The following is a 21,514-nucleotide window of genomic DNA, read 5'->3' as shown; positions in this document are numbered from 1 at the left end:
TTGGCCAAGATGAAGGAGGGTCGCATGCTGGACAGTGTTGAGCCTTATGTGACCGCCGATGGCCGCACCATTGGTGGTGTGCTGATGGACATGCGCGGCATCACCCTGCGGTTTGGTGGGGTCGAGGCGATCAAGAATATTTCCTTTGATATCCGCGAGGGGGAAATTCGGGCGATCATCGGGCCGAATGGTGCGGGCAAATCATCCATGCTGAATGTCATTTCGGGATTTTATCATCCGCAAGAGGGCGAGGTCTGGTTTCGCGGGGAAAAGCGTGCTGCGATGAAGCCCTATCAGGTGGCCCGGTTAGGGATTGCCCGGACGTTTCAGAATATCGCCTTGTTCGAAGGGATGACCGTGCTGGATAACATCATGACCGGTCGTTTGACCCATATGAAGACGGGGATGCTGTCACAGGCGCTCTGGTATGGGCGGGCGCAGGCCGAGGAGGTGGCGAACCGCGAAGTGGTAGAGCGCATCATCGACTTTCTGGAAATTCAGGCGATTCGCAAGACACCCGTTGGCCGCTTGCCCTATGGGTTGAAGAAGCGTGTCGAACTGGCGCGGGCGCTGGCGGCTGAACCCAAGCTGTTGCTGCTGGACGAACCCATGGCCGGCATGAACGTCGAGGAAAAAGAGGACATGAGCCGCTTTATTCTGGATGTGAACGATGAATTTGGCACCACGATTGCGCTGATAGAACATGACATGGGGGTGGTGATGGATATCAGCGACCGTGTTGTCGTGATGGATTACGGGCGCAAGATCGGGGATGGCACGCCGGACGAGGTGCGCGGCAACCAAGAGGTGATTGATGCCTATCTGGGGGTGGCCCATGATTAAGCGAGGTATGACCGATGTCTGCTGATTTTCTTTACGGCATCGAGGTTGTCATCAACGGCATGATGGCGGGTGTGCTTTATGCGCTGGTGGCGTTGGGGTTTGTGCTGATCTTCAAGGCGTCGGGGATTTTCAATTTTGCCCAGGGTGTGATGGCGCTGTTCGCGGCGCTGACGCTGGTGGGGATCATGGAAGGGCAGGTGCCGTTCAGCCATTTGATCAATGCTGTTTTTGGCACGAACATCCACAATTTCGGATGGGAGGTGCCCGCGCTGCTGGCGATCTTGCTGACATTGGTGGTGATGATTGTCTTTGCATGGGCGGTGCAGCAATTCGTGTTCCGGCATCTGGTGGGGCAGGCGCCGATCATCTTGTTCATGGCAACCATTGGTTTGGCCTATTTCCTGGAAGGGGTCGGTGATCTGATGTGGGGGTCGGACATCAAGACGCTGGCGCTGGGGCTGCCGCAGGGCGGGTCTATCTGGGTCGAGGATCTGACATCGGGGTTCGGTGGCGCTGATTTTTACGGGTTCTTCATCGACAAGCTGGACATGGTGGCAACGGTTGTGGCGGCGGTGCTGGTGATCTGTTTGATCATCTTTGCCCAATATACCAAGCAGGGGCGCGCGATGCGGGCGGTGGCCGATGACCATCAGGCGGCATTGAGCGTGGGGATTTCGCTCAACTTTATCTGGGTGCTGGTGTGGTCGTTGGCCGGGCTGGTGGCATTGGTGGCCGGTATCATGTGGGGCGCGAAATCGGGCGTGCAGTTTTCGCTGTCGCTGATCGCGCTCAAGGCTTTGCCGGTGTTGATGCTGGGCGGCTTTACCTCGATCCCCGGGGCCATTGTGGGCGGGCTGATCATCGGGGTGGGTGAAAAGCTGTTCGAATATACCATCGGTGCGCCGTTTCTGGGTGGCGCGACGGAAAACTGGTTTGCCTATATGCTAGCGCTGATTTTTCTGGTGTTCCGCCCGCAGGGCCTGTTCGGGGAGAAGATCATTGAACGTGTGTGATGGTATTTCCGCCTCTGATGGTCGTATGATGCAACGGAGGATTTTTGATGCTTTATCGTGAAGCGGGTGACTTCAAGACATCCTATGAGGCCGACAGCCAGACCTTTCCGATCAGGTTTGATCGCATCGGGTTCTGGGTGATCATGGCCATCGCCTTTGGCGTGATCCCGTTTATGATCAATGATTACTGGGCCAATGCGATTTTTGTGCCCTTTCTGATCTACGCGATTGCGGCCATCGGGCTGAATATCCTGACGGGATATTGCGGGCAGGTCAGCTTGGGCACGGGGGGGTTCATGGCGGTGGGGGCCTATGCCTGTTACAAGCTGATGACCAGCTTTCCCGATGTGTCGATCATCATTCATGTGATCCTTGCGGGCGGCATCACGGCGGTGGTGGGGGCGGCATTTGGCCTGCCATCGCTGCGGATCAAGGGGTTTTATCTCGCGGTGGCGACGCTGGCGGCGCAATTTTTCCTGATCTGGTTATTCAACAAGGTGCCGTGGTTCTACAACTATTCCGCATCGGGGCAGATCAGTGCGCCTGAACGGTTTGTCGGCGGTTTTGCCGTGACCGGAGCGAATACGGCGGCACCAGCGAAATACCTGATTTGTCTGGTGTTCCTGACCGTTTGTGCGTTGATCGCGCGTAACCTGACGCGCGGGACGATTGGCCGGTCGTGGATGGCGATCCGCGATATGGATATTGCGGCCGAGATTATCGGGGTGAACCCGCTCAAGGCCAAGCTGACGGCCTTTGCGGTGTCGTCGTTTTTCATCGGGATCGCGGGGGCGCTGTTCTTTGCCGTCTATCTGGGCGCCGTCGAAGTGGGCGAGGCATTCGGTATCCAGAAATCGTTTCTGGTGCTGTTCATGGTGATCATCGGCGGGCTTGGGTCGATCTTTGGCAGCTTTGCGGGTGCGGCGTTTCTGGTGCTGCTGCCTGTCGCACTTAAGGTGATTGGCGTTGATCTGCTGGGCTGGCCCACTGATCTGGTGGCACATTTGCAGCTGGTCATCGTGGGGGCGTTGATCATGTTCTTTCTGATCAAGGAACCGCACGGGTTGGCGCAACTGTGGCGCCTGACGAAAGAAAAGCTGCGGCTTTGGCCGTTTCCTTATTAAGAAACGAGTCGGGGTAAACCCCGGCCTACAATCGGATCAACCAATGGGAGGAAAGAACCGATGACACTGAAAACACTGGCCGCAATGGCCCTGGCCGGGGCAATGGCCGCCGGACCTGCGATGGCCGAACTGGTCATTCCTGACCTAAGCTATCGGACCGGCCCCTATGCGGCAGGCGGCGCACCGTTTTCGGATGGTTACCAGGATTACTTTGCCTTGCTGAATGCGCGTGATGGCGGCATCGGCGGTGAACCTGTGCGCGTGATCGAATGTGAAACCGCCTATAACACCGAACGTGGCGTGGAATGCTATGAGGCGACCAAGGGTGAAGGTGCGTTGATCTATCAACCGCTGTCCACTGGCATCACCTATCAGTTGATCCCCAAGGCCACCGCGGATGGCATCCCGCTGCACACGATGGGCTATGGCCGTACATCGGCGGCCAATGGCGAGGTGTTCAACTGGGTGTTCAACTACCCTGCGAACTATTGGGATGCGGCATCGGTGGCCATCAACTACCTTCTGGACGAAAACGGCGGTGATCTGAGCGGCAAGAAAATTGCGCTGATTTATCACAACTCTGCCTATGGCAAAGAGCCGATCCGCACGCTGGAAGACCTGGCCGCGAAACACGGGTTCACATTGAGCCAGCTTGCCGTAGACCACCCCGGTCAGGAGCAGAAATCGCAGTGGCTGCAAATTCGCCGCGAACGTCCCGATTACGTTGTAATGTGGGGCTGGGGCGTGATGAACCAGGTCGCCGTGCAGGAAGCCGCGAATATCGGTTTCCCGATGGAAAACTTTATCGGGAACTGGTGGGCCGGAGCCGAACATGATGTGACACCTGCGGGCATGGCGGCAAATGGTTACAAATCGCTGAACATGAACCCCGTCCAAGATTATCCGGTTCTGGCTGAAATCAAAGCGCAGGTTCATGATGCGGGCAATGCGGCCGGTGACGGCAGCAATCTTGGTTCCGTGCTTTATGTGCGGGGGATGTATGCTGCGATGCTGGCAGCCGAGGCGATTACCAATGCGCAGGAAATCCATGGCGTCGCGGCTGTGACCCCTGCGATGGTGCGTGACGGCATGGAGGCGCTGAACATCACCGAGGCCCGGATGGAAAAACTGGGCATGGCGGGCATCGGGCCAGAGTTTGCGGTCACTTGCGAAAACCATGGCGGGTCTGGTCAGGGGCTTTTGCAACAGTGGAATGCGGCTGACCGTGTCTGGGTGCCGCTGACCGGTTTCATCACGCCAGATGCATCGGTGATCGACCCGCTGATCGCCGCTGATTCCGCTGCATTTGCTGCGGAAAACAACATCACGCCGGGCTGTATGTAACCTGTCGTGTTCGGGTGGCCCGTTGGGCCACCCGATTTGAGTTTTTTGGCCAAGATGAAGTAGGAGCACGCAGTGCCCATGCCCCAAGACACCGCCAAGACCGAGACCCTGCTAGAGGTCAACAATATCGAGGTGATCTATAATCACGTGATCCTTGTGCTGAAGGGGGTATCTTTGAACGTGCCCAAGGGCGGGATTACGGCCTTGCTCGGTGGCAATGGCGCGGGCAAGACCACGACTCTCAAGGCGATATCGAATTTGTTGCAATCCGAGCGGGGTGAGGTGACCAAAGGGTCGATTATCTACCGCGGGGAAAAGGTGCAGCATTTGTCACCATCCGATCTGGTGAAACGCGGTGTCGTGCAGGTGATGGAAGGCCGACATTGTTTCGAGCATCTGACCATCGAGGAAAACCTGATGACGGGGGCCTACACGCGCAGCGATGGTGCCGCCGCAGTCAGTGCCGATCTTGAATTGGTTTATAACTATTTCCCGCGCCTGCGTGAGCGCCGCAAAAGTCAGGCGGGCTATACTTCGGGTGGGGAACAACAGATGTGCGCCATTGGGCGCGCGCTGATGTCGCGACCCGAGACGATTTTGCTGGATGAGCCGTCGATGGGGCTGGCCCCGCAGCTGGTGGAAGAGATTTTCACGATTGTTAAGAACCTGAACGAAAACGAAGGCGTGTCGTTTCTGCTGGCTGAACAGAACACCAATGTCGCGCTGCGCTTTGCCCATCAGGGGTATATTCTGGAAAGCGGGCGCGTTGTCATGGAAGGGCCAGCAGACGAGTTGCGCGAGAATCCGGATGTGAAGGAATTCTATCTGGGGATGTCGGACGAGGGCCGCAAATCGTTTCGTGACGTGCGCAGTTATCGCCGCCGCAAGCGGTGGCTGGCGTAAGCGTTGCACGGGCAATTTCATGCTGGTTATTGAATAGCAGGCGGTGCCGGGCCTAGCGTTGCTTGTCCGCATTGCCACAATGACGGACAGGAGAATACGATGACGACCCAATATGACGATCTGGAAGTGCAGACCGCAGCCAGCCGCGAAGCCCGGCACATGGCGCTGTTGCAAAAGCAGCTGCTGCGCCTGCGTGCGACCGAAAAGGTTGCCTTGCCAGATGTCGAGATGACATCGCTGGCCGATCTGGTGCTGTTTCCTGTGCTGCGTAAATCCGAATTGGGCGCGCGGCAAAAGGCGACCCCCCCCTTTGGGGGCATGGCTGTTTCGCACCCCAGCCACGTTTTTCAGTCTCCCGGCCCGATCTACGAACCGGGTGGTGTGTCGCACGACTGGTGGCGCTTTGGTCGGTTCTTGCATGCCTGTGGCATCGGCAGGGGTGACATCGTGCAGAACTGTTTCGGCTATCATCTGACACCGGCGGGCACGATGTTTGAAAACGGGGCGCGGGCGGTCGGTGCGACGGTGCTGCCCGCCGGCACGGGCCAGACTGAATTGCAGGTGCGTGCCGCTGTCGATCTGGGCACCACCGCCTATGCCGGAACACCGGATTACCTGAAGGTTATTCTGGAAAAAGCCGATGAAATGGGCGTGAGCCTGCAAATCACCAAGGCGGCAGTGTCGGGGGGGGCGCTGTTCCCGCAACTGCGCCAGTTCTACGCCGATCGCGGTATCGCTTGCCTGCAATGCTATGCCACTGCCGATCTGGGGCATATCGCCTATGAAACCACGCCCGGCGCGGGGATGATCGTGGACGAAGGCGTGATCGTTGAAATTGTCACGCCCGGAACCGGCACGCCGGTAGAACCGGGCGAGGTGGGCGAGGTTGTCGTGACATCGCTGAACCCCGATTACCCGCTGATCCGTTTTGCCACAGGCGATCTGAGCGCCGTGATGCCGGGGCAAAGCCCTTGCGGGCGCACCAATATGCGCATCAAGGGCTGGATGGGTCGCGCCGACCAAACCACCAAGATCAAGGGGATGTTCGTGCGCCCCGAACAGGTTGCCGATCTGGTGGTGAAAACCGGTGCCGCCCGCGCCCGCGTGATTGCGGACCGTGCCGGCGATGCCGACATCATGACCGTGCAACTGGAAGGTGCGGGGTTTGACCCTGCTGTCATCGCCGCTGCGGTGCAGGATGTGCTGAAACTGAAGGGCGATGTGCAATGCTGCGCCCCCGGAACATTGCCGCGCGATGGACTCGTGATCGAGGATCGCCGGACCTATGAGACTTAAAGGAGTAACCCGATGCGTAACCTGATGCTGACAACTGCCCTGATCGCGCTGGGGCTGCCTGCGCTGGCCGATGATGCGGCCCTGCTGATCGGGGTGGAACGCTATCAGGATCTGCGCCGTTTGTCGGGTGGGGCCGATGTGGCACGCGCAAACCGTGATCTGCGCGACGCGGGCTATGTCGTCACAGCGCTGACAAACGGGTCTGCCCGCGACACACAGCGCGTTTTGGGGGAATTTATGTCCGATGTGGGCAATGCCGACCGGCTGGTTGTCGGCCTGTCGGGGCGATTTATGACCGACGGGGAACGCACATGGTTCCTGACGGCCGATGCAAGGCAACCCAGCCTGTTCACGATCGCCAGCACTGCGGTGTCGCTGGAAAGCCTGATGGCTGTGTTGGCGCGTGTTCCGGGGCAGGCCGTGCTGGTGCTGGGATTGGATGCCAGCGCCAATGCCACGCAGGATGAATACCTGCGTGAAGGTCTTGGCCGCTTGAACATTCCACAGGGTGTCAGCGTTGTTATCAGCCCGCCCAATCTGACAGATGACGTTCTGTCCGATGCCGTGGCCCGCCCCGGTGGCAACATCATGGCCTATGTCAGCGGTAATCGTCGGCTAGCGGTGCAGGGCTATGCCCCGCAAGTTCTGGTATTGCAGCCTGATGAAGGCACCCCGGCCGTTCAAACGCCTGTTTTGGACTCCACACTGGTGCTTTGGGAACGCGCGCAAGCGGCCAATACGGCCGACAGTTACCGCGATTTTTTGTCAACCCATCCCAACAGCCCCTATGCCGCCGAGGCGCGCCGCCGGTTGGGCGACATCGAAAATGACCCCCTTCGCATAGCCCAATTGGCCGAGGAGGCGCTGAACCTGTCGCGCAACGAACGGCGCGCGCTTCAGCAAAATCTGACGCTGTTGGATTATAACACACGCGGGGTGGACGGAATCTTTGGCCCCGGGACTCGCGGCGCGATCCGAAACTGGCAACAAACCAACGGGTTTGCCCAGACCGGGTATCTGACAGCCGAACAGATCAGCCGAATCGATGGTCAGGCCAGCAGACGTGCCGCGGCCATCGCTGCAGAAGAAGCAGAGGCCCGCGCTGCGGCGGAACGCCTTGACCGCGCATTCTGGGAAGAAACCGGCGCGCGTGGCGATCAGGCAGGCTATCGCGCCTATCTGGACCGTTACCCCGAGGGGCTTTTCGCCCGAGAAGCCCGCGCAGCGCTGGAGAAATTGCAAGCCAACCAATCGCAAGGAAACGATCTGGCCCGCGCCGAGGAAGAGGCGCTGAACATCAACCCTGTTCTGGCGCGGCTGATCGAAAGCCGACTGGACCAGCTTGGCTTTGATCCGGGTCCGGTTGACGGGCGGTTTGACGATGACACGCGGCGGGCCCTGGCACGGTATCAGGCCCAGCGAAACCTGCCCGCTACAGGCTATCTGAACCAGCCAACGCTGGCGCGGCTGTTGGCGGATACCTTTGGGCGATGACGCTGGCCATCGTCCACGCGCCCATGTCCCCGCCTGCATCAACGGCGGGGCCTTTTGCTACGTTATTGATTTTAAATGAAAAAAGGCCGCGTATATTACGCGACCCTTTTACAACTGCTTTTTTACAGGTTCAGCCCTGACGGGCTTTGAACCGGCGTTGCGTCTTGTTGATTACATAGACGCGGCCCTTGCGGCGCACGACGCGGCAATCGCGATGGCGCTGCTTGAGCGAGCGGAGGGAGTTACGGACTTTCATGTCGCGTGTCCTTCATGTCGCGGCGCGCGGATTGCGCCTTGGGTTACAATTCAGGCCGAAGCCTGTCGAATTCATGGTGGACGATACTGGGATCGAACCAGTGACCCCTTCGATGTCAACGAAGTGCTCTACCGCTGAGCTAATCATCCATGACCAACACGTCTTGCCGCCCGTCCCATAACGAAACAGGACGCGGGGCAAACCGCGTCAGGTGTGCGGTCTATAAAAGGAGTCGGAACAGGGATCAAGGGCTTTTGGTGAATTCATCTTTTGCGCTATCTATTATCTTGAAGGAGCCGCCATTGTCCCATTCACCTTATCATCTTTTTAGTCCGGCGACACGCACCAGCAGCGTCGTTTTCGCCTCGCCGCACAGCGGGCGGGATTATGCGGCGACATTTCTGGGGCAGGCGGTGTTGGACGCGCGCGAAATCAGGTCATCCGAAGATGCTTTTGTTGATCAGCTGTTTGCGTCGGCACCCGATCATGGTGCGCCCCTGCTGACAGCTACAGCGCCGCGCGCATATCTTGATCTGAACCGCGCCCCGGATGAACTGGATCCCGCACTGATCATGGGGGTGCGCCGCGTGCCGCATAACCCCCGGATCGCCAGCGGGCTGGGGGTTGTGCCACGGGTGGTTGCCAATGGCCGCCATATTTATCGCGGCAAGATCACCTTGGCCGAGGCGCATCATCGTATCACAAATAACTGGTGGCCTTATCATGACCAGCTTCAGACATTGCTGGACGAAGGCCATAATGCCTTTGGTCAGGCGATCTTGATCGACTGCCATTCCATGCCGCATGAAGCCCTGGAAAACATCGGCGCCGCCGGTGGGATCCGTCCCGAGGTTGTATTGGGTGATCGTTTTGGGGCGGCTGCAGGTGCGGATGTGATCGCGCAGGTTGAATCTGCGTTTACCGACGCTGGTCTGCGGGTGGCGCGCAACATGCCCTTTGCGGGGGCGTATAATACGCAACATTATGGAAAGCCGGTCCGGAATCAGCACGCGATTCAGGTCGAAATTGACCGTGCGCTTTATATGAACGAACGCACACTGGAACCGCACGTCGATTTTGACGCCTTCAAGGTGCTGCTGGACAGGGTTATTTCAGCGATTACCGCAATTGGCCGCGCCAAAGAACAGCGCGTCGCGGCGGAATAAACGCGTCATCGCAGCGCCCGGCCTTTGATAATCGCTTCGGCCCCATATTTTTTGCGGATCAAGTCCGTGGCCTGTTCGGCGCGGGCGCGCTTACCTGCGTCAGGGTCAAGCAGATCTCCGGTGCGGTCGGCATCTTGGGCTGACGTGATTTCTGACAGTCCCACACCCAGCAGGCGATAAGGGCCGCGATCGCCCGCCTGATCGAAAAGCGCGCGCGCGGTGCGATAGATCGTATCAGCCAGTTGGGTGGGGTGGTGCAGGCTGTGGCGTTTGGAAATCAGTTTGAAATCGGATGTTTTCAGCTTCAGCGTCACCACGCGCCCGGCCTTTTCCCTTGCCTTGGCGCGGGCGCTGACCTTTTCGGACATGCGCCAGATGTGTCCATCCAGAATGTCGGTATCACCCGTGTCTTCGTGAAAGGTGGTTTCGTTGGAAAGTGTCTTGACTGGGGTATGGGCTGAAATACGCCGCGCATCCTCGCCCCGCGCCAGACTATAGAGCCGTTCGCCCATGCCGCCGAAACGGTCATGCAGGTCGCGCCTGTCCCAGCGCAGCAGATCATCGAAAGTGCGGATGCCCGCCTTGTTCAGGCTGGCCTGTGCCGCAGGGCCGATCCCCCAGATCAGGCGCACGGACTTTGGGCGCAGGAATGCGGGGGTTTCCGCCTTGCCGATGATTGAAAAACCGCGCGGTTTATCAAGATCAGAGGCCACTTTGGCCAGAAATTTGTTATGGCTTAGCCCGATCGATCCGGTCAGCCCAAGTTCGGTTTTCATCCGATTGATCAGCCGCGCCAGCATGACCGCAGGCGGTGCGCCATGCAGGCGGGCGGTGCCGGTCATATCCATGAACGCCTCGTCCAGTGACAAGGGTTCGACCACAGGTGTTAGGTCATCCATCATCGCGCGGATCGCGCGGGATGCCTCGGTGTAGGCGTCGAAACGGGGCCTTACGACCACGGCCTCGGGGCAGAGTTTCAGCGCCTGAAACATCGGCATGGCCGATTTCACACCCTTAATCCGCGCCACGTAGCAGGCAGTCGATACCACGCCGCGCCGTCCGCCACCGATGATGACGGGTTTGTCGGCGAGTGAAGGATTGTCGCGTTTTTCGACGGATGCATAAAATGCATCGCAATCCATATGCGCGATGGTCAGGTCAAACAGTTCCGGATGCAGCGTCACGCGCGGGCTGCGGCAGACCGGGCAGCGGGTTTCACTGTCGAATGTGGTCAGGCAATCGCGGCAAAGTGCAGGCATGATGCATCATACGGATCGCCTGAAACGGACACAATGCGCCTTGGTCTGCGCCGGCGAACCAAATTTCTAGAAATTTGGTGTCTCCGGCGGGGATATATGTGCGCGGAAGAAGCATGAGGCAGGCAGCGATTTTGTTTGCTTGGTGCATTATTTTGCCGTATCAGCCGCGACAGGTACACGCCGACCGGGAGAGAACGGTCAAGCCCGTCGCCGAAGGAGCAACCGCCCCGGTCACTCTCAGGCAAACGGACCGGTTGGGGTGCAACACGCCGAAGAGTGGCCATTGGCCCGCCGAAGGAGCAAGCCGCGACATGCGGTGAATCTCTCAGGCCCAGACACGGTGGGGGCAACGCGCGCAAGCGCCGATTGGCGGAGAAATGCCATGCCTACTATTGCTGTCCTTGGTGCCGGAATTACCGGAGTCACAACGGCCTATTCCTTGATGATCCGCGGCTTTGACGTGACGGTGTATGACCGCCAGCGTTATGCCGGAATGGAAACCAGTTTTGCCAATGGTGGCCAGCTTAGCGCATCGAACGCCGAGGTCTGGAACCAGTGGTCTACGGTGCTGAAGGGCATCAAGTGGATGTTGCAGGGCGATGCGCCCCTGTTCGTCAACCCGCGTCCGGGCTGGCACAAGGTTAGCTGGATGACCGAATTTCTGGCCAATATCCCGCGCTACAAGACAAACACCGTGAGAACGGCACGTATGGCCGTGGCGGCCCGTGTCGGGCTGGCCGAGATGGCGGAAAAATCGGGCGTTGATTTCGATTTCAGCCCAGCCGGGATTTTGCATTTCTACAAGGCCGAAAAAGACTTGAAACATGCCCGCATGGTCAATGACCTGTTGGCCGAAGGCGGGTTGGAACGGCGTGAGCTGACCGTGGATGAGGTGATGGCCCGCGAACCCGCCCTGCGCGGCGACATTATTGGCGGTTTCTGGACCGAAAGCGACAGCACCGGTGACATTCATAAATTCACCATGGGGTTGGCGCGCTGGCTGGAAACGCAGGGTGTGACGTTTCGTCTGGGCGTGCCGGTGACAGATCTGCATTTGCGCGATGATGGCGTTTATGTGGAATGCGGCGATGAAACCCGATTTGACGGGATCGTCGTGTCGGCCGGTGTGGCCAGCCGCAAGTTTGCGCAGATCCTGGGCGACCGGGTGAATATCTATCCTGTCAAGGGTTATTCGATCACGGTTAATCTTGATGATGCGGCCAGTCAGGGGGCGGCACCGACCACATCTTTGTTGGATGACAAGGCCAAGATCGTAAGTTCGCGCTTGGGGCTGAACCGCCTGCGGATCGCTGGGACAGCCGAATTCAACGGAGAAAACCGCGATATTCTGGAACGGCGTGTGCGCCCGTTGGTCGCGTGGTGTGAAACGCATTTCCCTGACGTTTCTACCGAAAATTATGTGCCTTGGGCGGGTTTGCGCCCGATGATGCCCAACATGATGCCGCGTGTCGGACCGGGCAAGAATGACCGCGTGTTTTATAACACCGGTCACGGTCATCTGGGCTGGACGCTCAGCCCGGCAACGGCGGATGTGATCGGGGCTGCGGTTGCGGCGCGCTTTCGGCGCAACACTACCGCGCAGGACAAAACAGCGACGTTGCAGGATGCCTGATGCGTGCATATGTCCATTCTCTAGATTTCAGGGAATGGACATATGCCGGTTGAAAGCGTGATCGCCGAATTTTTCGGTCAGAATATTGTGTTGATCTTGTTGGCGGTGTTTATCGTTGTCAGCATTTCGGCAGGTGTGCGGATCGTGCCGCAATCCGAAAAATTCGTGGTGGAACGCTTGGGACGGCTGCGGTCGGTGTTGGGGCCGGGCATCAACTTTATCGTGCCGTTTCTGGATCGGGTGCGGCACCAGGTATCGGTGCTGGAACGGCAGTTGCCGTCGATGACGCAGGATGCCATCACATCCGATAACGTGCTGGTGCAGGTGGAAACATCGGTCTTTTATCGCATCATCGAACCGGAAAAGACGGTTTATCGCATTCGTGATGTCGATGCGGCGATTTCCACGACGGTGGCTGGCATTGTCCGGTCTGAAATTGGCCGGATGGAACTGGATCAGGTGCAGGCCAATCGCGCCACGCTGATTGATGCGGTGCGTGAACAAGTTGCCCAACAGGTGGATGATTGGGGGATCGAGGTGACGCGCGCCGAAATTCTGGATGTGAACCTTGATCAGGCGACCCGCGCCGCGATGCTGCAACAGCTGAACGCCGAACGCGCCCGTCGCGCCCAAGTGACCGAGGCCGAGGGCAAGAAACGCGCGGTTGAACTGCAGGCCGATGCGGACCTTTACGCAGCCGAGCAAGAGGCCAAGGCCCGCCGCGTGCTGGCCGATGCAGAAGCATATGCCACACAGGTCGTCGCCGTGGCGATTGCAGAAAACGGGCTGGAGGCAGCCCAGTATCAAGTGGCGCTGAAACAGGTCGAGGCATTGCAGAAACTTGGCGCAGGGCAGGGCAGCCAGACTGTCGTGCTGCCCGCCAATGCGCTGGATGCCTTCGCCGATGCCTTTAAGATGTTGAAAGGGCGCGGATAATGGCGCTTTGGACAATGTGGTGGGCGTGGTTTTCGGCGGCGTTGGTCCTTGCCACGCTGGAGGTGCTGATCCCAGGATATATCTTTCTGGGGTTTGCAATCGGCGCGGTGATCATGGGGATTTTGACCCTGCTGGGCCTGTCAGCGACCGGATTCGCGCTGACCACCGCGATCTTTGCGGTGATGTCGCTGGTATCTTATCTTGCCATGCGCAAGTTCTTTGCCCTGCGCAAAGGTCAGGTGAAAATCTGGGACACCGATATCAACGATTAAGGGGCGCTGTTCAGGCAGATGCCAATTCATCCAGAATGGCCTGTGCTGCGGCGCGCGGGTCAGTTGCCTGCCAGATCGGGCGGCCCACAACGATATGATCGGCCCCGTTGGCAATCGCCTGTGCTGGTGTTGTCACCCGTTTCTGGTCGCCCAAGGTGGCACCGGCAGGGCGCACACCCGGTGTGACAATCAGCTTGCCCGCCGCTTGGGGTAGCGCACGGATCAGCGCGGCCTCTTGCGGGGATGCGATCACACCATCCGCCCCGGCGTCAAAGGCGTGTGCTGCGCGTTCCTGCACCAGATCGGTCATATTGCCCGCCTTGATACAGGATGCATCCAGATCGGCGCGATCGAGTGATGTCAGCACCGTCACCGCAAGGATTTTAAGATCAGACCCGCCGGCCCCTTCACGTGCGGCGCGCACGACATGTGGGTCGCCATGCACGGTCAGAAAATCCAGATCGAATTGCGCGATGCCACGCACCGCGGCTTCGACTGTGGCGCCGATATCAAAAAATTTCATGTCCAGAAAAATGCGCTTGCCGTGTTCTTGCTTCAATTCATTCGCTAGCGCCAGCCCGCCACCGGTCAGCATCCCCAACCCGATCTTGTAAAAACTGACGGCATCGCCCAGCGTTTTGGCCAATTCCAGCCCGGCAATCACATTTGGCAGATCCAGCGCAACGATCAGGCGGTCATCGGACATGGGGGTTCCTTTCAGATTTGGTTTGGCGCGGTCTATCCGCTGGGTCGGTGGGGCGCAATTGCCCAGACGATGTGAAACGGAATCTTCATCAACTGACTTGCGTCAACGACACTCTGTTCCCATCTAGGCTATGAGGCCCACCAAGGGCATGTGCCGCAAGCCGGGCATGCCGACATTCGGGCGCTTAACAAAGGAGAGACCCATGAACCTTGAAAAGTTCACCGAGCGGTCGCGCGGCTTTATGCAGGCCGCACAGACGATCGCAATGCGCGAAAACCACCAGCGGTTGACGCCTGAACATCTGCTTAAGGCCCTGATGGACGATGAAGAAGGGCTTGCATCCAACCTGATCAGCAGTGCGGGCGGTAATGCCAAGATGGTGCAGATGGCTGTTGATGCTGCCATTGCCAAGATACCCAAGGTCAGTGGCGATACTGGGCAGGTCTATCTGGATAACACGACCGCCAAAGTGGTGGACGAGGCGGAAAAGATTGCCAAGAAAGCCGGTGACAGTTTTGTTGCCGTTGAACGTTTGCTGACGGCGCTGGCGGTTGTGAAATCCAAGGCCAAGGATTCGCTGGACGCTGGCGGCGTGACGGCGATGAACCTGAATGCCGCGATCAATGATGTCCGCAAGGGCCGCACCGCCGATAGTGCCACGGCCGAAGACAGCTTTGAGGCGCTGAAAAAATACGCCCGCGACCTGACAGAAGCCGCCGAACAGGGCAAGATCGACCCGATCATCGGTCGGGACGAGGAAATTCGCCGTGCCATGCAGGTGTTGTCGCGCCGGACCAAGAATAACCCGGTGCTGATCGGTGAACCTGGGGTGGGGAAAACAGCGATTGCCGAAGGGTTGGCGCTGCGGATCGTCAACGGTGACGTGCCGGAGTCCCTGCGCAACAAACGCTTGATGGCGCTGGATATGGGTGCGTTGATCGCCGGTGCAAAGTATCGCGGCGAATTCGAAGAACGGCTCAAGTCCGTGCTGAAGGAAATCGAAGCCGCCGCCGGTGAAATCATCCTGTTCATCGACGAAATGCACACGCTGGTCGGTGCAGGAAAATCTGATGGCGCAATGGATGCGGCCAACCTGATCAAACCCGCCCTTGCGCGCGGGGAATTGCATTGCATTGGTGCCACCACGCTGAACGAATACCGCAAGTATGTGGAAAAAGACGCAGCTTTGGCGCGGCGTTTCCAACCTTTGATGGTGGAAGAACCGACCGTGACCGATACCATCAGCATTCTGCGCGGGATCAAGGAAAAATATGAACTGCACCATGGCGTGCGGATTTCCGACAGCGCGCTGGTGGCGGCGGCAACGCTGTCGCACCGCTATATCACCGACCGGTTTCTGCCTGACAAGGCGATCGACCTGATGGACGAGGCCGCAAGCCGCCTGCGCATGGAGGTGGACAGCAAACCAGAAGAGCTGGATGCGCTGGATCGGCAAATCCTGCAATTACAGATCGAAGCCGAGGCGTTGAAGAAAGAAGACGACAAGGCGTCCAAGGATCGTCTGGAAAAGCTGGAAAAGGAACTGGCCGATCTGCAGGAACGCGCCTCTGAAATGACGGCGAAATGGCAGGCCGAGCGGGACAAGATGGAAGACACCCGTGGCGTCAAGGAACGGCTGGACCGGGCCCGCGCCGATCTGGATATCGCCAAACGCGAAGGCAATCTGGCTAAGGCCGGTGAATTGTCTTATGGCGTGATCCCCGCACTGGAACGCAAACTGGCCGAGGTGGAAGCCAACGAAGACCTGATGGTCGAAGAGGCGGTGCGCCCCGAACAGATTGCCGAAGTCGTGGAACGCTGGACCGGTATCCCCACATCCAAGATGCTGGAAGGCGAACGCGACAAGCTGCTGCATATGGAAGACCAGTTGGGCAAGCGCGTGATCGGACAAAAGATGGCCGTGCGCGCCGTGGCCAATGCCGTGCGCCGTGCGCGTGCGGGTTTGAACGACGAGGCGCGCCCGCTGGGTTCATTTCTGTTTCTTGGGCCAACCGGCGTGGGCAAGACCGAACTGACCAAGGCAGTCGCCGAATATCTGTTTGATGATGAACACGCGATGGTGCGGATTGACATGTCGGAATTCATGGAAAAGCACGCTGTGGCCCGCCTGATTGGGGCGCCTCCCGGCTATGTCGGCTATGACGAAGGCGGCGTGTTGACCGAAGCTGTGCGTCGGCGGCCTTATCAGGTGATCCTGTTCGACGAGGTTGAAAAAGCGCATCCTGATGTGTTCAACGTTCTGTTACAGGTGCTAGATGACGGTGTGCTGACCGATGGTCAGGGGCGCACGGTCGATTTCAAGCAAACGCTGATCATTTTGACAAGCAACCTTGGCGCACAAGCCCTGAGCCAGCTGCCCGATGGTGCGGATGTTGGTGAAGCCAAGCGCGAAGTGATGGCGGCTGTGCGGTCGCATTTCCGGCCTGAATTTCTGAACCGTCTGGATGAAACGATCATCTTTGATCGTCTTGCCCGCGAGGATATGGCCGGGATCGTCACGATCCAGCTGGGTCTGCTGGCCAAACGGCTGGCCGGGCGCAATATCCAGATTGAACTGGATGATGCTGCGCTGAAATGGCTGGCCGACGAAGGCTATGACCCGGTGTTTGGCGCACGTCCGCTGAAAAGGGTGATCCAGCGCTCGTTGCAGGACCAACTGGCGGAAATGATCCTTGCCGGTGATGTGGGCGAAGGTGACACGGTGCGGGTCAGCGCCGGGCCGGATGGACTGAAGGTTGGGGATCGGGTGTCATCCAGCACCCGGCAACCACCAGAGGACGCGGTGGTTCACTGATCTTGTAAAAAAGGGCGCCTGCGGGCGCCCTTTTCACGCTGTGGTGATAACGTCTGTGGCGGACTGGGTTTGTTAAGGGTTTCGTGCTTTGTCTGTGGCATCACAAACAGAAAGCACATGCCATGAAGAAAACTGTTGTCGCAGCGTTGGGCGTTCTGCCCGACCGCAAACCGCAATATGCCCTTGTGGCTGACGTTGATCTGGTCGTCGTGCGGTTTGATGATGAAATTTCGGTCTTTTATGGCCGTTGCCTGCACCGTGGCGCGCTGATGTCGGACGGGTTTGTCCGGGGAAAAGACCTGATTTGCGGCGTGCATAATTGGGATTATCGCCTTGATAGTGGTGTGTCAGCTTATGCCAACGAAGAAGTCTTGCCCAAATTTACATCCTGGGTGGAAGGGGATGATGTGCTGGTGGATGCCGATGAAATCGCCGCCTGGGCGCTGAAAAATCCGCAGCCATTTAACCGCGCAGCATATCTTGGGCTTTACGCCGATCCGACATCTGGCGCGTCAGAGGAACCTTACACTGGCCTGATCCAGCAATATGCGCGCGACGGGCTTTCAAAAACGGGACACCACGGTAAAGTTGCGGCGATGGGTGTGCCCCGGCAGGATTTGCCCGATTGGGATGATATCCAACTGCTGACCGCCCAATTGCACAAGGCACCGTTGCTGGATGATGACTTTGTTGGCACTGATGTCGTGATCGGGCCAAACGCACAAAAGCCTCTCCGCTTGAAAATTCCTCTGTTTGTCTCGGATATGTCCTTTGGTGCTTTGTCCGAACCGGCGAAAGTCGCGCTTGCGATGGGGGCGGAAATGGCCGGCACGGGCATTTGTTCGGGTGAAGGCGGGATGTTGCCCGAAGAACAGGCAGCGAACAGCCGGTATTTCTATGAACTTGCGTCTGCCCGATTCGGGTTTGAGTGGGACAAGCTGCACCATGTGCAGGCTTTTCATTTTAAGGGCGGGCAGGCGGCCAAGACAGGAACCGGCGGGCATTTGCCTGGTGCCAAAGTAAACGGAAAGATAGCGCAGGTGCGCGGGTTGCAGGAGGGTCAGGATGCCATATCGCCAGCCCGCTTTCCCGAATGGACAGAACCGGCGCAGATTCGTGACTTTGCGGATGAAGTGCGCAGCCGGACGGGCGGCATACCGATTGGCTATAAACTGTCTGCACAGCATATCGAAAAAGATATCGATGCCGCGTTGGAGGTTGGGGTGGATTACATCATTCTTGACGGGCGCGGCGGTGGCACAGGGGCGGCACCGATTATCTTTCGTGATAATATCTCGGTCCCGACAATTCCGGCGCTTGCACGTGCGCGGCGTCACCTTGACAAACTGGGGCGCAAGGATGTGACGCTCGTGATTACCGGCGGGCTGCGCAAGCCGGCAGATTTCATCAAGGCGCTGGCGTTGGGGGCGGATGCGATTGCCCTGTCAAACGCGGCGCTGCAGGCGATTGGCTGTCTGGCCATGCGGGCCTGTCATACCAACAATTGTCCGGTTGGAATTGCGTCAACAAAACCGGAATTGGCCAGCCGTATCATCGTGGAAAATTCCGCCAGACAACTGGCAAACTTTTTTGCGGCCAGTATTGAACTGATGCAGGTGATGGCGCGGGCCTGCGGCCATAGTCACCTGTCAAACTTTAACAACAATGACCTTACAACCTGGAAACGCGACATGGCTGCGCTGTCGGGCATTGCGTATGGCGGGGTGTCATGACCTGAACAAAAAAGCCCCGGCCAGGTGACCGGGGCTTTGTTTTGCGGCTTTTGCGTTGCTTAGCTTGGCGGCAGGATCACCGCGTCGATGACATGGATCACGCCGTTCGATGCTTCGATGTCGGCTGTCACCACGTTGGCACCGTTCACGGTCACGCCGCCTTCGGTGCCGATGGTGATGTCTGCGCCGTTGACAGTCGCGGCTGTCATACCATCAGACAGGTCGCCCGACATCACTTTGCCAGCAACCACGTGATAGGTCAGGATGGCGGCCAGTGCTTCTGGGTCGGCCAGCAGGGCCTCGACAGTGCCTTCGGGCAGGGCGGCGAATGCATCATCGGTTGGTGCGAAAACGGTGAAGGGGCCATCACCCTTGAGTGTGTCAACCAGACCGGCGGCCTCAACGGCGGCGACCAGCGTGGTGAAGGAACCGGCGCCGACGGCAGTATCAACGATATCCATCGAATGACCCCCGGCAAAGGCGCTGGTGGACATGGCTGCGGTTGTTGTCAGTGCAAGAAAAGTTCTGCGTAGCATTGTCGATCTCCCATTTGTGTTTGGGATGCCTTTGTTGGCATCATGGTTTTTACGGCCGGGATCGGTCCTGGATCAGCGGGGTTTTCCGCTGATGTGAGTTGACGAAAACGCTTTGCCGCCTAAGCTGGGGTAAATCGTTTTTTCCAGTCACAACTGTGTGAAAATACGTGATCCGACTTGCCCAGTTTTCAGCGCATTTCACTGATCTCGCGTGATCATGAAACTGATTGCCGGATGTCTGCGTATATAGAGACAGAAACAAAATGACCGGAGACTGACATGGCACATCGCTGGAACAACGATCTGACCCGCGCGGACGTTACCCCAAAGGCTGCATTTCTGAATCGTCGTCAGATATTGGCGGGCACCGCAGGGCTGGGCGCGATCGGCCTTGTCGGCACGGGCGCGCAGGCGCAAACGCTAGAGCCGAATACGCTGGAAGAGATCACAACATATAACAACTACTACGAATTCGGCACCGGCAAGACAGACCCGGCCCAAAACGCAGGTGCGCTGGTCACATCGCCTTGGTCGGTCAAGGTTGACGGGATGGTAGATAATCCCGGCGATTACGCGCTGGACGATCTGTTGGCCGGCCTGACTGTCGAAGACCGGATCTATCGGTTTCGCTGCGTCGAGGCGTGGTCGATGGTGATTCCATGGAACGGCATCGAACTGGCCGATATCCTGAACAAGGTGGGCGTGCAGGCGGGTGCGAAATACGTGGCCTTTGAAACCGTGGTGCAGCCCGAGAACATGATCGGCGTGCGGCGGCGCGTGCTGGATTTCCCCTATGTCGAAGGTTTGCGCCTGGACGAGGCGATGCACCCGCTGACGATCATGGCAACGGGGGTCTATGATGAACCGCTGGCGAACCAGTGCGGCGCGCCGATCCGTCTGGTGGTGCCGTGGAAATACGGGTTTAAATCCATCAAGTCGATCGTGCGCATTACCCTGACCGATCAGGAACCCCCGACAAGCTGGAACAAGGCCAATCCGCGCGAATACGGTTTTTATAGTAATGTGAACCCGACGGTGGATCACCCGCGCTGGTCACAGGCGACCGAACGCAAGGTGGGCGGGGGGCTGTTTGCCGCGCGTCAACCAACGCCGATGTTCAACGGCTACCCAGAGGTTGCCAGCCTTTACGAAGGTATGGACCTGACTGCGTTCTACTAGAATATGTCGGTATCCCGGACGATCAATGGCGCGTTGCGCAAGGTTCCACCGTGGGCTGTGTATATTGTGGCGGTGCTTTGGGTTGGCCGGCTGTTTTATTTTGGCCTGACCGGGGGGCTGGGGGTCGAGCCGATAAATACCTTGGAACGCGCCTATGGTGAACTGGGGCTAAAGCTGTTGGTTCTGGGTCTGCTGGTTACGCCCTTGCGCAAATGGACCGGGGTGAACCTGCTGAAATTTCGGCGTGCCATCGGGGTGACGGCTTTTTTCGTGATCGTTGCGCATTTCGTGGTCTGGGCCGTGCTGGATGTGCAGACGCTGGATCGCGTTTGGCAAGATATCCTCAAACGCCCCTATGTCACTGTTGGGATGACGGCATTTTTGATGATGGTTCCCCTTGCGGCGACATCGAACAATCTGTCGGTCCGCAAACTTGGCCCATTGCGGTGGCGCAAGTTGCACATGCTGACCTATCCGGCAGCCATCCTCGGGGCGGTTCACTATCTTTGGCTGGTCAAAGGGTTTCAGATCTCGCCGATCGTCTATCTGTTCGTCATTCTTGGTCTGATTGCTATGCGCTACGTGACCCGTAACTGCCATCGACAGCCTGCATGAATCGCCGGATGTGGTGGAATCCGGGAACCCGGCAGAAAAATCTGCCGGGTTTATGATTTTTTGACGATTCATTTTGCCGATTCATCCCGCCGACTCGCTTTTCCCGTGGCGCAGAAAGGTTGAATCGAGGCGATCCATTCCGAATTTGCGGGGTGAGTCTGCAAACTGTCCAAAGGGTCTTGTGGGCAAGTCTGTGGATAACCCAAGATGTAGGGTGTTCTGTTTTCATTCCGCCTAAGAAAATTGCGAAATGACCCAGGGTCCGCGCATGGAAGTTTCGCTAGATTGCTGAAAACATAAGAAAAATGGGCTTTGTCACAAAAAATGCATCTTTGTCGAAAAAAGGGGTTGCGGGTGTTTGTTACTGGGCTTAGAACCCCCTTCACCGGCG

General features: G+C 58.2%; 19 protein-coding genes, 1 tRNA gene and 1 riboswitch. Of the genes, 15 read left to right on the top strand and 5 right to left on the bottom strand.

All coding sequences use genetic code 11. The annotated features are described in order from the left end of the window. Positions 1-24 precede the first annotated feature (24 nt). The 7 genes from IBX59_RS02810 to IBX59_RS02780 all read left to right on the top strand — a co-directional run bounded on the left by IBX59_RS02810 (position 25) and on the right by IBX59_RS02780 (position 8,017). Positions 25-843, top strand: coding sequence for an ABC transporter ATP-binding protein (locus IBX59_RS02810; protein ID WP_296372192.1), 819 nt, complete (start codon positions 25-27; stop codon positions 841-843). 14 nt (positions 844-857) lie between these two features. Further along, the gene (locus IBX59_RS02805) at positions 858-1,856 is read left to right on the top strand and encodes a branched-chain amino acid ABC transporter permease (protein ID WP_296372190.1); all 999 of its coding nucleotides are present in this window, start codon (positions 858-860) and stop codon (positions 1,854-1,856) included. A gap of 47 nt (positions 1,857-1,903) precedes the next feature. Beyond that, positions 1,904-2,980: a branched-chain amino acid ABC transporter permease gene (locus tag IBX59_RS02800; protein WP_296372188.1), complete on the top strand. Its 1,077-nt coding sequence runs from the start codon at positions 1,904-1,906 to the stop codon at positions 2,978-2,980. Positions 2,981-3,040: 60 nt separating this feature from the next. Continuing rightward, positions 3,041-4,324 carry an ABC transporter substrate-binding protein gene (locus IBX59_RS02795; protein WP_296372186.1) on the top strand — a complete coding sequence of 428 codons (1,284 nt, stop codon included), beginning with the start codon at positions 3,041-3,043 and terminating at the stop codon, positions 4,322-4,324. 78 nt (positions 4,325-4,402) lie between these two features. Then, a complete protein-coding gene (locus IBX59_RS02790) occupies positions 4,403-5,227 on the top strand; it encodes an ABC transporter ATP-binding protein (RefSeq protein WP_296372184.1) in 825 nt (274 codons plus the stop codon). 99 nt (positions 5,228-5,326) lie between these two features. Further along, positions 5,327-6,523, top strand: coding sequence for a phenylacetate--CoA ligase family protein (locus IBX59_RS02785; RefSeq protein ID WP_296372182.1), 1,197 nt, complete (start codon positions 5,327-5,329; stop codon positions 6,521-6,523). Between the two features lie 12 nt (positions 6,524-6,535). After that, complete coding sequence (locus IBX59_RS02780; RefSeq protein WP_296372181.1) at positions 6,536-8,017, top strand: peptidoglycan-binding protein; 1,482 nt, start codon at positions 6,536-6,538, stop codon at positions 8,015-8,017. Between the two features lie 130 nt (positions 8,018-8,147). Here IBX59_RS02780 and ykgO read toward each other — a convergent pair whose 3' ends face one another. Together ykgO and IBX59_RS02770 are read right to left on the bottom strand one after the other, a co-directional pair. Next, complete coding sequence (gene ykgO / locus IBX59_RS02775; RefSeq protein WP_010141322.1) at positions 8,148-8,273, bottom strand: type B 50S ribosomal protein L36; 126 nt, start codon at positions 8,271-8,273, stop codon at positions 8,148-8,150. Between the two features lie 74 nt (positions 8,274-8,347). Then, a tRNA-Val gene (locus IBX59_RS02770) sits at positions 8,348-8,422 on the bottom strand. 153 nt (positions 8,423-8,575) lie between these two features. Between IBX59_RS02770 and IBX59_RS02765 the strand changes: the two genes are divergently transcribed. Then, positions 8,576-9,439 (top strand): N-formylglutamate amidohydrolase, encoded by an 864-nt coding sequence (locus IBX59_RS02765; protein WP_296372161.1) that lies wholly within the window; start codon positions 8,576-8,578, stop codon positions 9,437-9,439. A 5-nt stretch (positions 9,440-9,444) separates the two neighbouring features. On the opposite strand, the gene IBX59_RS02760 is transcribed toward IBX59_RS02765, so the two are convergent. Then, on the bottom strand, positions 9,445-10,698 hold the full coding sequence (locus tag IBX59_RS02760) for a DNA polymerase IV (RefSeq protein WP_296372158.1): 1,254 nt from the start codon (positions 10,696-10,698) through the stop codon (positions 9,445-9,447). Positions 10,699-10,873: 175 nt separating this feature from the next. After that, positions 10,874-10,961: riboswitch (glycine riboswitch) on the top strand. A 119-nt stretch (positions 10,962-11,080) separates the two neighbouring features. On the opposite strand from IBX59_RS02760, the gene IBX59_RS02755 reads away from it, so the two are divergent. The 3 genes from IBX59_RS02755 to IBX59_RS02745 are packed head-to-tail and all read left to right on the top strand — an operon-like array spanning position 11,081 to position 13,539. Then, positions 11,081-12,331, top strand: coding sequence for a D-amino acid dehydrogenase (locus IBX59_RS02755; RefSeq protein WP_296372156.1), 1,251 nt, complete (start codon positions 11,081-11,083; stop codon positions 12,329-12,331). A 42-nt stretch (positions 12,332-12,373) separates the two neighbouring features. Continuing rightward, positions 12,374-13,267, top strand: a complete 894-nt coding sequence (locus tag IBX59_RS02750; RefSeq protein WP_296372154.1) for an SPFH domain-containing protein — start codon at positions 12,374-12,376, stop codon at positions 13,265-13,267. Then, complete coding sequence (locus IBX59_RS02745) at positions 13,267-13,539, top strand: hypothetical protein (protein ID WP_296372153.1); 273 nt, start codon at positions 13,267-13,269, stop codon at positions 13,537-13,539. The genes IBX59_RS02750 and IBX59_RS02745 overlap by 1 nt, the downstream gene beginning before the upstream one ends. Before the next feature lie 10 nt (positions 13,540-13,549). Here the strand turns inward: IBX59_RS02745 and pyrF are convergent, their stop codons facing one another. Continuing rightward, entirely contained in the window at positions 13,550-14,245 is a 696-nt protein-coding gene (gene pyrF / locus IBX59_RS02740; RefSeq protein WP_296372152.1) for an orotidine-5'-phosphate decarboxylase, read from the bottom strand. 202 nt (positions 14,246-14,447) lie between these two features. Here pyrF and clpB point away from each other — a divergent pair, with 202 nt between their 5' ends. Further along, positions 14,448-17,060 (top strand): ATP-dependent chaperone ClpB, encoded by a 2,613-nt coding sequence (gene clpB / locus IBX59_RS02735; RefSeq protein ID WP_296372150.1) that lies wholly within the window; start codon positions 14,448-14,450, stop codon positions 17,058-17,060. Between the two features lie 122 nt (positions 17,061-17,182). After that, positions 17,183-18,793, top strand: coding sequence for a glutamate synthase-related protein (locus IBX59_RS02730; RefSeq protein WP_296372147.1), 1,611 nt, complete (start codon positions 17,183-17,185; stop codon positions 18,791-18,793). Positions 18,794-18,852: 59 nt separating this feature from the next. On the opposite strand, the gene IBX59_RS02725 is transcribed toward IBX59_RS02730, so the two are convergent. Beyond that, entirely contained in the window at positions 18,853-19,329 is a 477-nt protein-coding gene (locus IBX59_RS02725; protein ID WP_296372145.1) for a fasciclin domain-containing protein, read from the bottom strand. A gap of 279 nt (positions 19,330-19,608) precedes the next feature. Here IBX59_RS02725 and msrP point away from each other — a divergent pair, with 279 nt between their 5' ends. Beyond that, a complete protein-coding gene (gene msrP, locus IBX59_RS02720) occupies positions 19,609-20,508 on the top strand; it encodes a protein-methionine-sulfoxide reductase catalytic subunit MsrP (protein WP_296372143.1) in 900 nt (299 codons plus the stop codon). Between the two features lie 3 nt (positions 20,509-20,511). Continuing rightward, on the top strand, positions 20,512-21,123 hold the full coding sequence (gene msrQ, locus IBX59_RS02715) for a protein-methionine-sulfoxide reductase heme-binding subunit MsrQ (RefSeq protein WP_296372142.1): 612 nt from the start codon (positions 20,512-20,514) through the stop codon (positions 21,121-21,123). Positions 21,124-21,514 lie beyond the last annotated feature (391 nt).

This window comes from Yoonia sp., from assembly GCF_014859355.1.
Classification (GTDB): Bacteria; Pseudomonadota; Alphaproteobacteria; order Rhodobacterales; family Rhodobacteraceae; genus Yoonia.
Note: the sequence above shows the minus strand (reverse complement) of the source record. Positions and strands in the feature narration are given on the sequence as shown.

Excerpts from the sequence above, each read along its gene's own strand:
- pyrF (WP_296372152.1), bottom strand. The coding sequence starts at position 14,245 with ATGTCCGATGACCGCCTGATCGTTGCGCTGGATCTGCCAAATGTGATT.
- IBX59_RS02800 (WP_296372188.1), top strand. The coding sequence starts at position 1,904 with ATGCTTTATCGTGAAGCGGGTGACTTCAAGACATCCTATGAGGCCGAC.
- IBX59_RS02745 (WP_296372153.1), top strand. The coding sequence starts at position 13,267 with ATGGCGCTTTGGACAATGTGGTGGGCGTGGTTTTCGGCGGCGTTGGTC.
- IBX59_RS02785 (WP_296372182.1), top strand. The coding sequence starts at position 5,327 with ATGACGACCCAATATGACGATCTGGAAGTGCAGACCGCAGCCAGCCGC.
- IBX59_RS02790 (WP_296372184.1), top strand. The coding sequence starts at position 4,403 with ATGCCCCAAGACACCGCCAAGACCGAGACCCTGCTAGAGGTCAACAAT.
- IBX59_RS02750 (WP_296372154.1), top strand. The coding sequence starts at position 12,374 with ATGCCGGTTGAAAGCGTGATCGCCGAATTTTTCGGTCAGAATATTGTG.
- msrP (WP_296372143.1), top strand. The coding sequence starts at position 19,609 with ATGGCACATCGCTGGAACAACGATCTGACCCGCGCGGACGTTACCCCA.
- IBX59_RS02760 (WP_296372158.1), bottom strand. The coding sequence starts at position 10,698 with ATGCCTGCACTTTGCCGCGATTGCCTGACCACATTCGACAGTGAAACC.
- IBX59_RS02795 (WP_296372186.1), top strand. The coding sequence starts at position 3,041 with ATGACACTGAAAACACTGGCCGCAATGGCCCTGGCCGGGGCAATGGCC.
- IBX59_RS02780 (WP_296372181.1), top strand. The coding sequence starts at position 6,536 with ATGCGTAACCTGATGCTGACAACTGCCCTGATCGCGCTGGGGCTGCCT.
- IBX59_RS02755 (WP_296372156.1), top strand. The coding sequence starts at position 11,081 with ATGCCTACTATTGCTGTCCTTGGTGCCGGAATTACCGGAGTCACAACG.
- IBX59_RS02725 (WP_296372145.1), bottom strand. The coding sequence starts at position 19,329 with ATGCTACGCAGAACTTTTCTTGCACTGACAACAACCGCAGCCATGTCC.
- ykgO (WP_010141322.1), bottom strand. The coding sequence starts at position 8,273 with ATGAAAGTCCGTAACTCCCTCCGCTCGCTCAAGCAGCGCCATCGCGAT.
- IBX59_RS02810 (WP_296372192.1), top strand. The coding sequence starts at position 25 with ATGCTGGACAGTGTTGAGCCTTATGTGACCGCCGATGGCCGCACCATT.
- IBX59_RS02730 (WP_296372147.1), top strand. The coding sequence starts at position 17,183 with ATGAAGAAAACTGTTGTCGCAGCGTTGGGCGTTCTGCCCGACCGCAAA.
- msrQ (WP_296372142.1), top strand. The coding sequence starts at position 20,512 with ATGTCGGTATCCCGGACGATCAATGGCGCGTTGCGCAAGGTTCCACCG.
- IBX59_RS02805 (WP_296372190.1), top strand. The coding sequence starts at position 858 with ATGTCTGCTGATTTTCTTTACGGCATCGAGGTTGTCATCAACGGCATG.
- clpB (WP_296372150.1), top strand. The coding sequence starts at position 14,448 with ATGAACCTTGAAAAGTTCACCGAGCGGTCGCGCGGCTTTATGCAGGCC.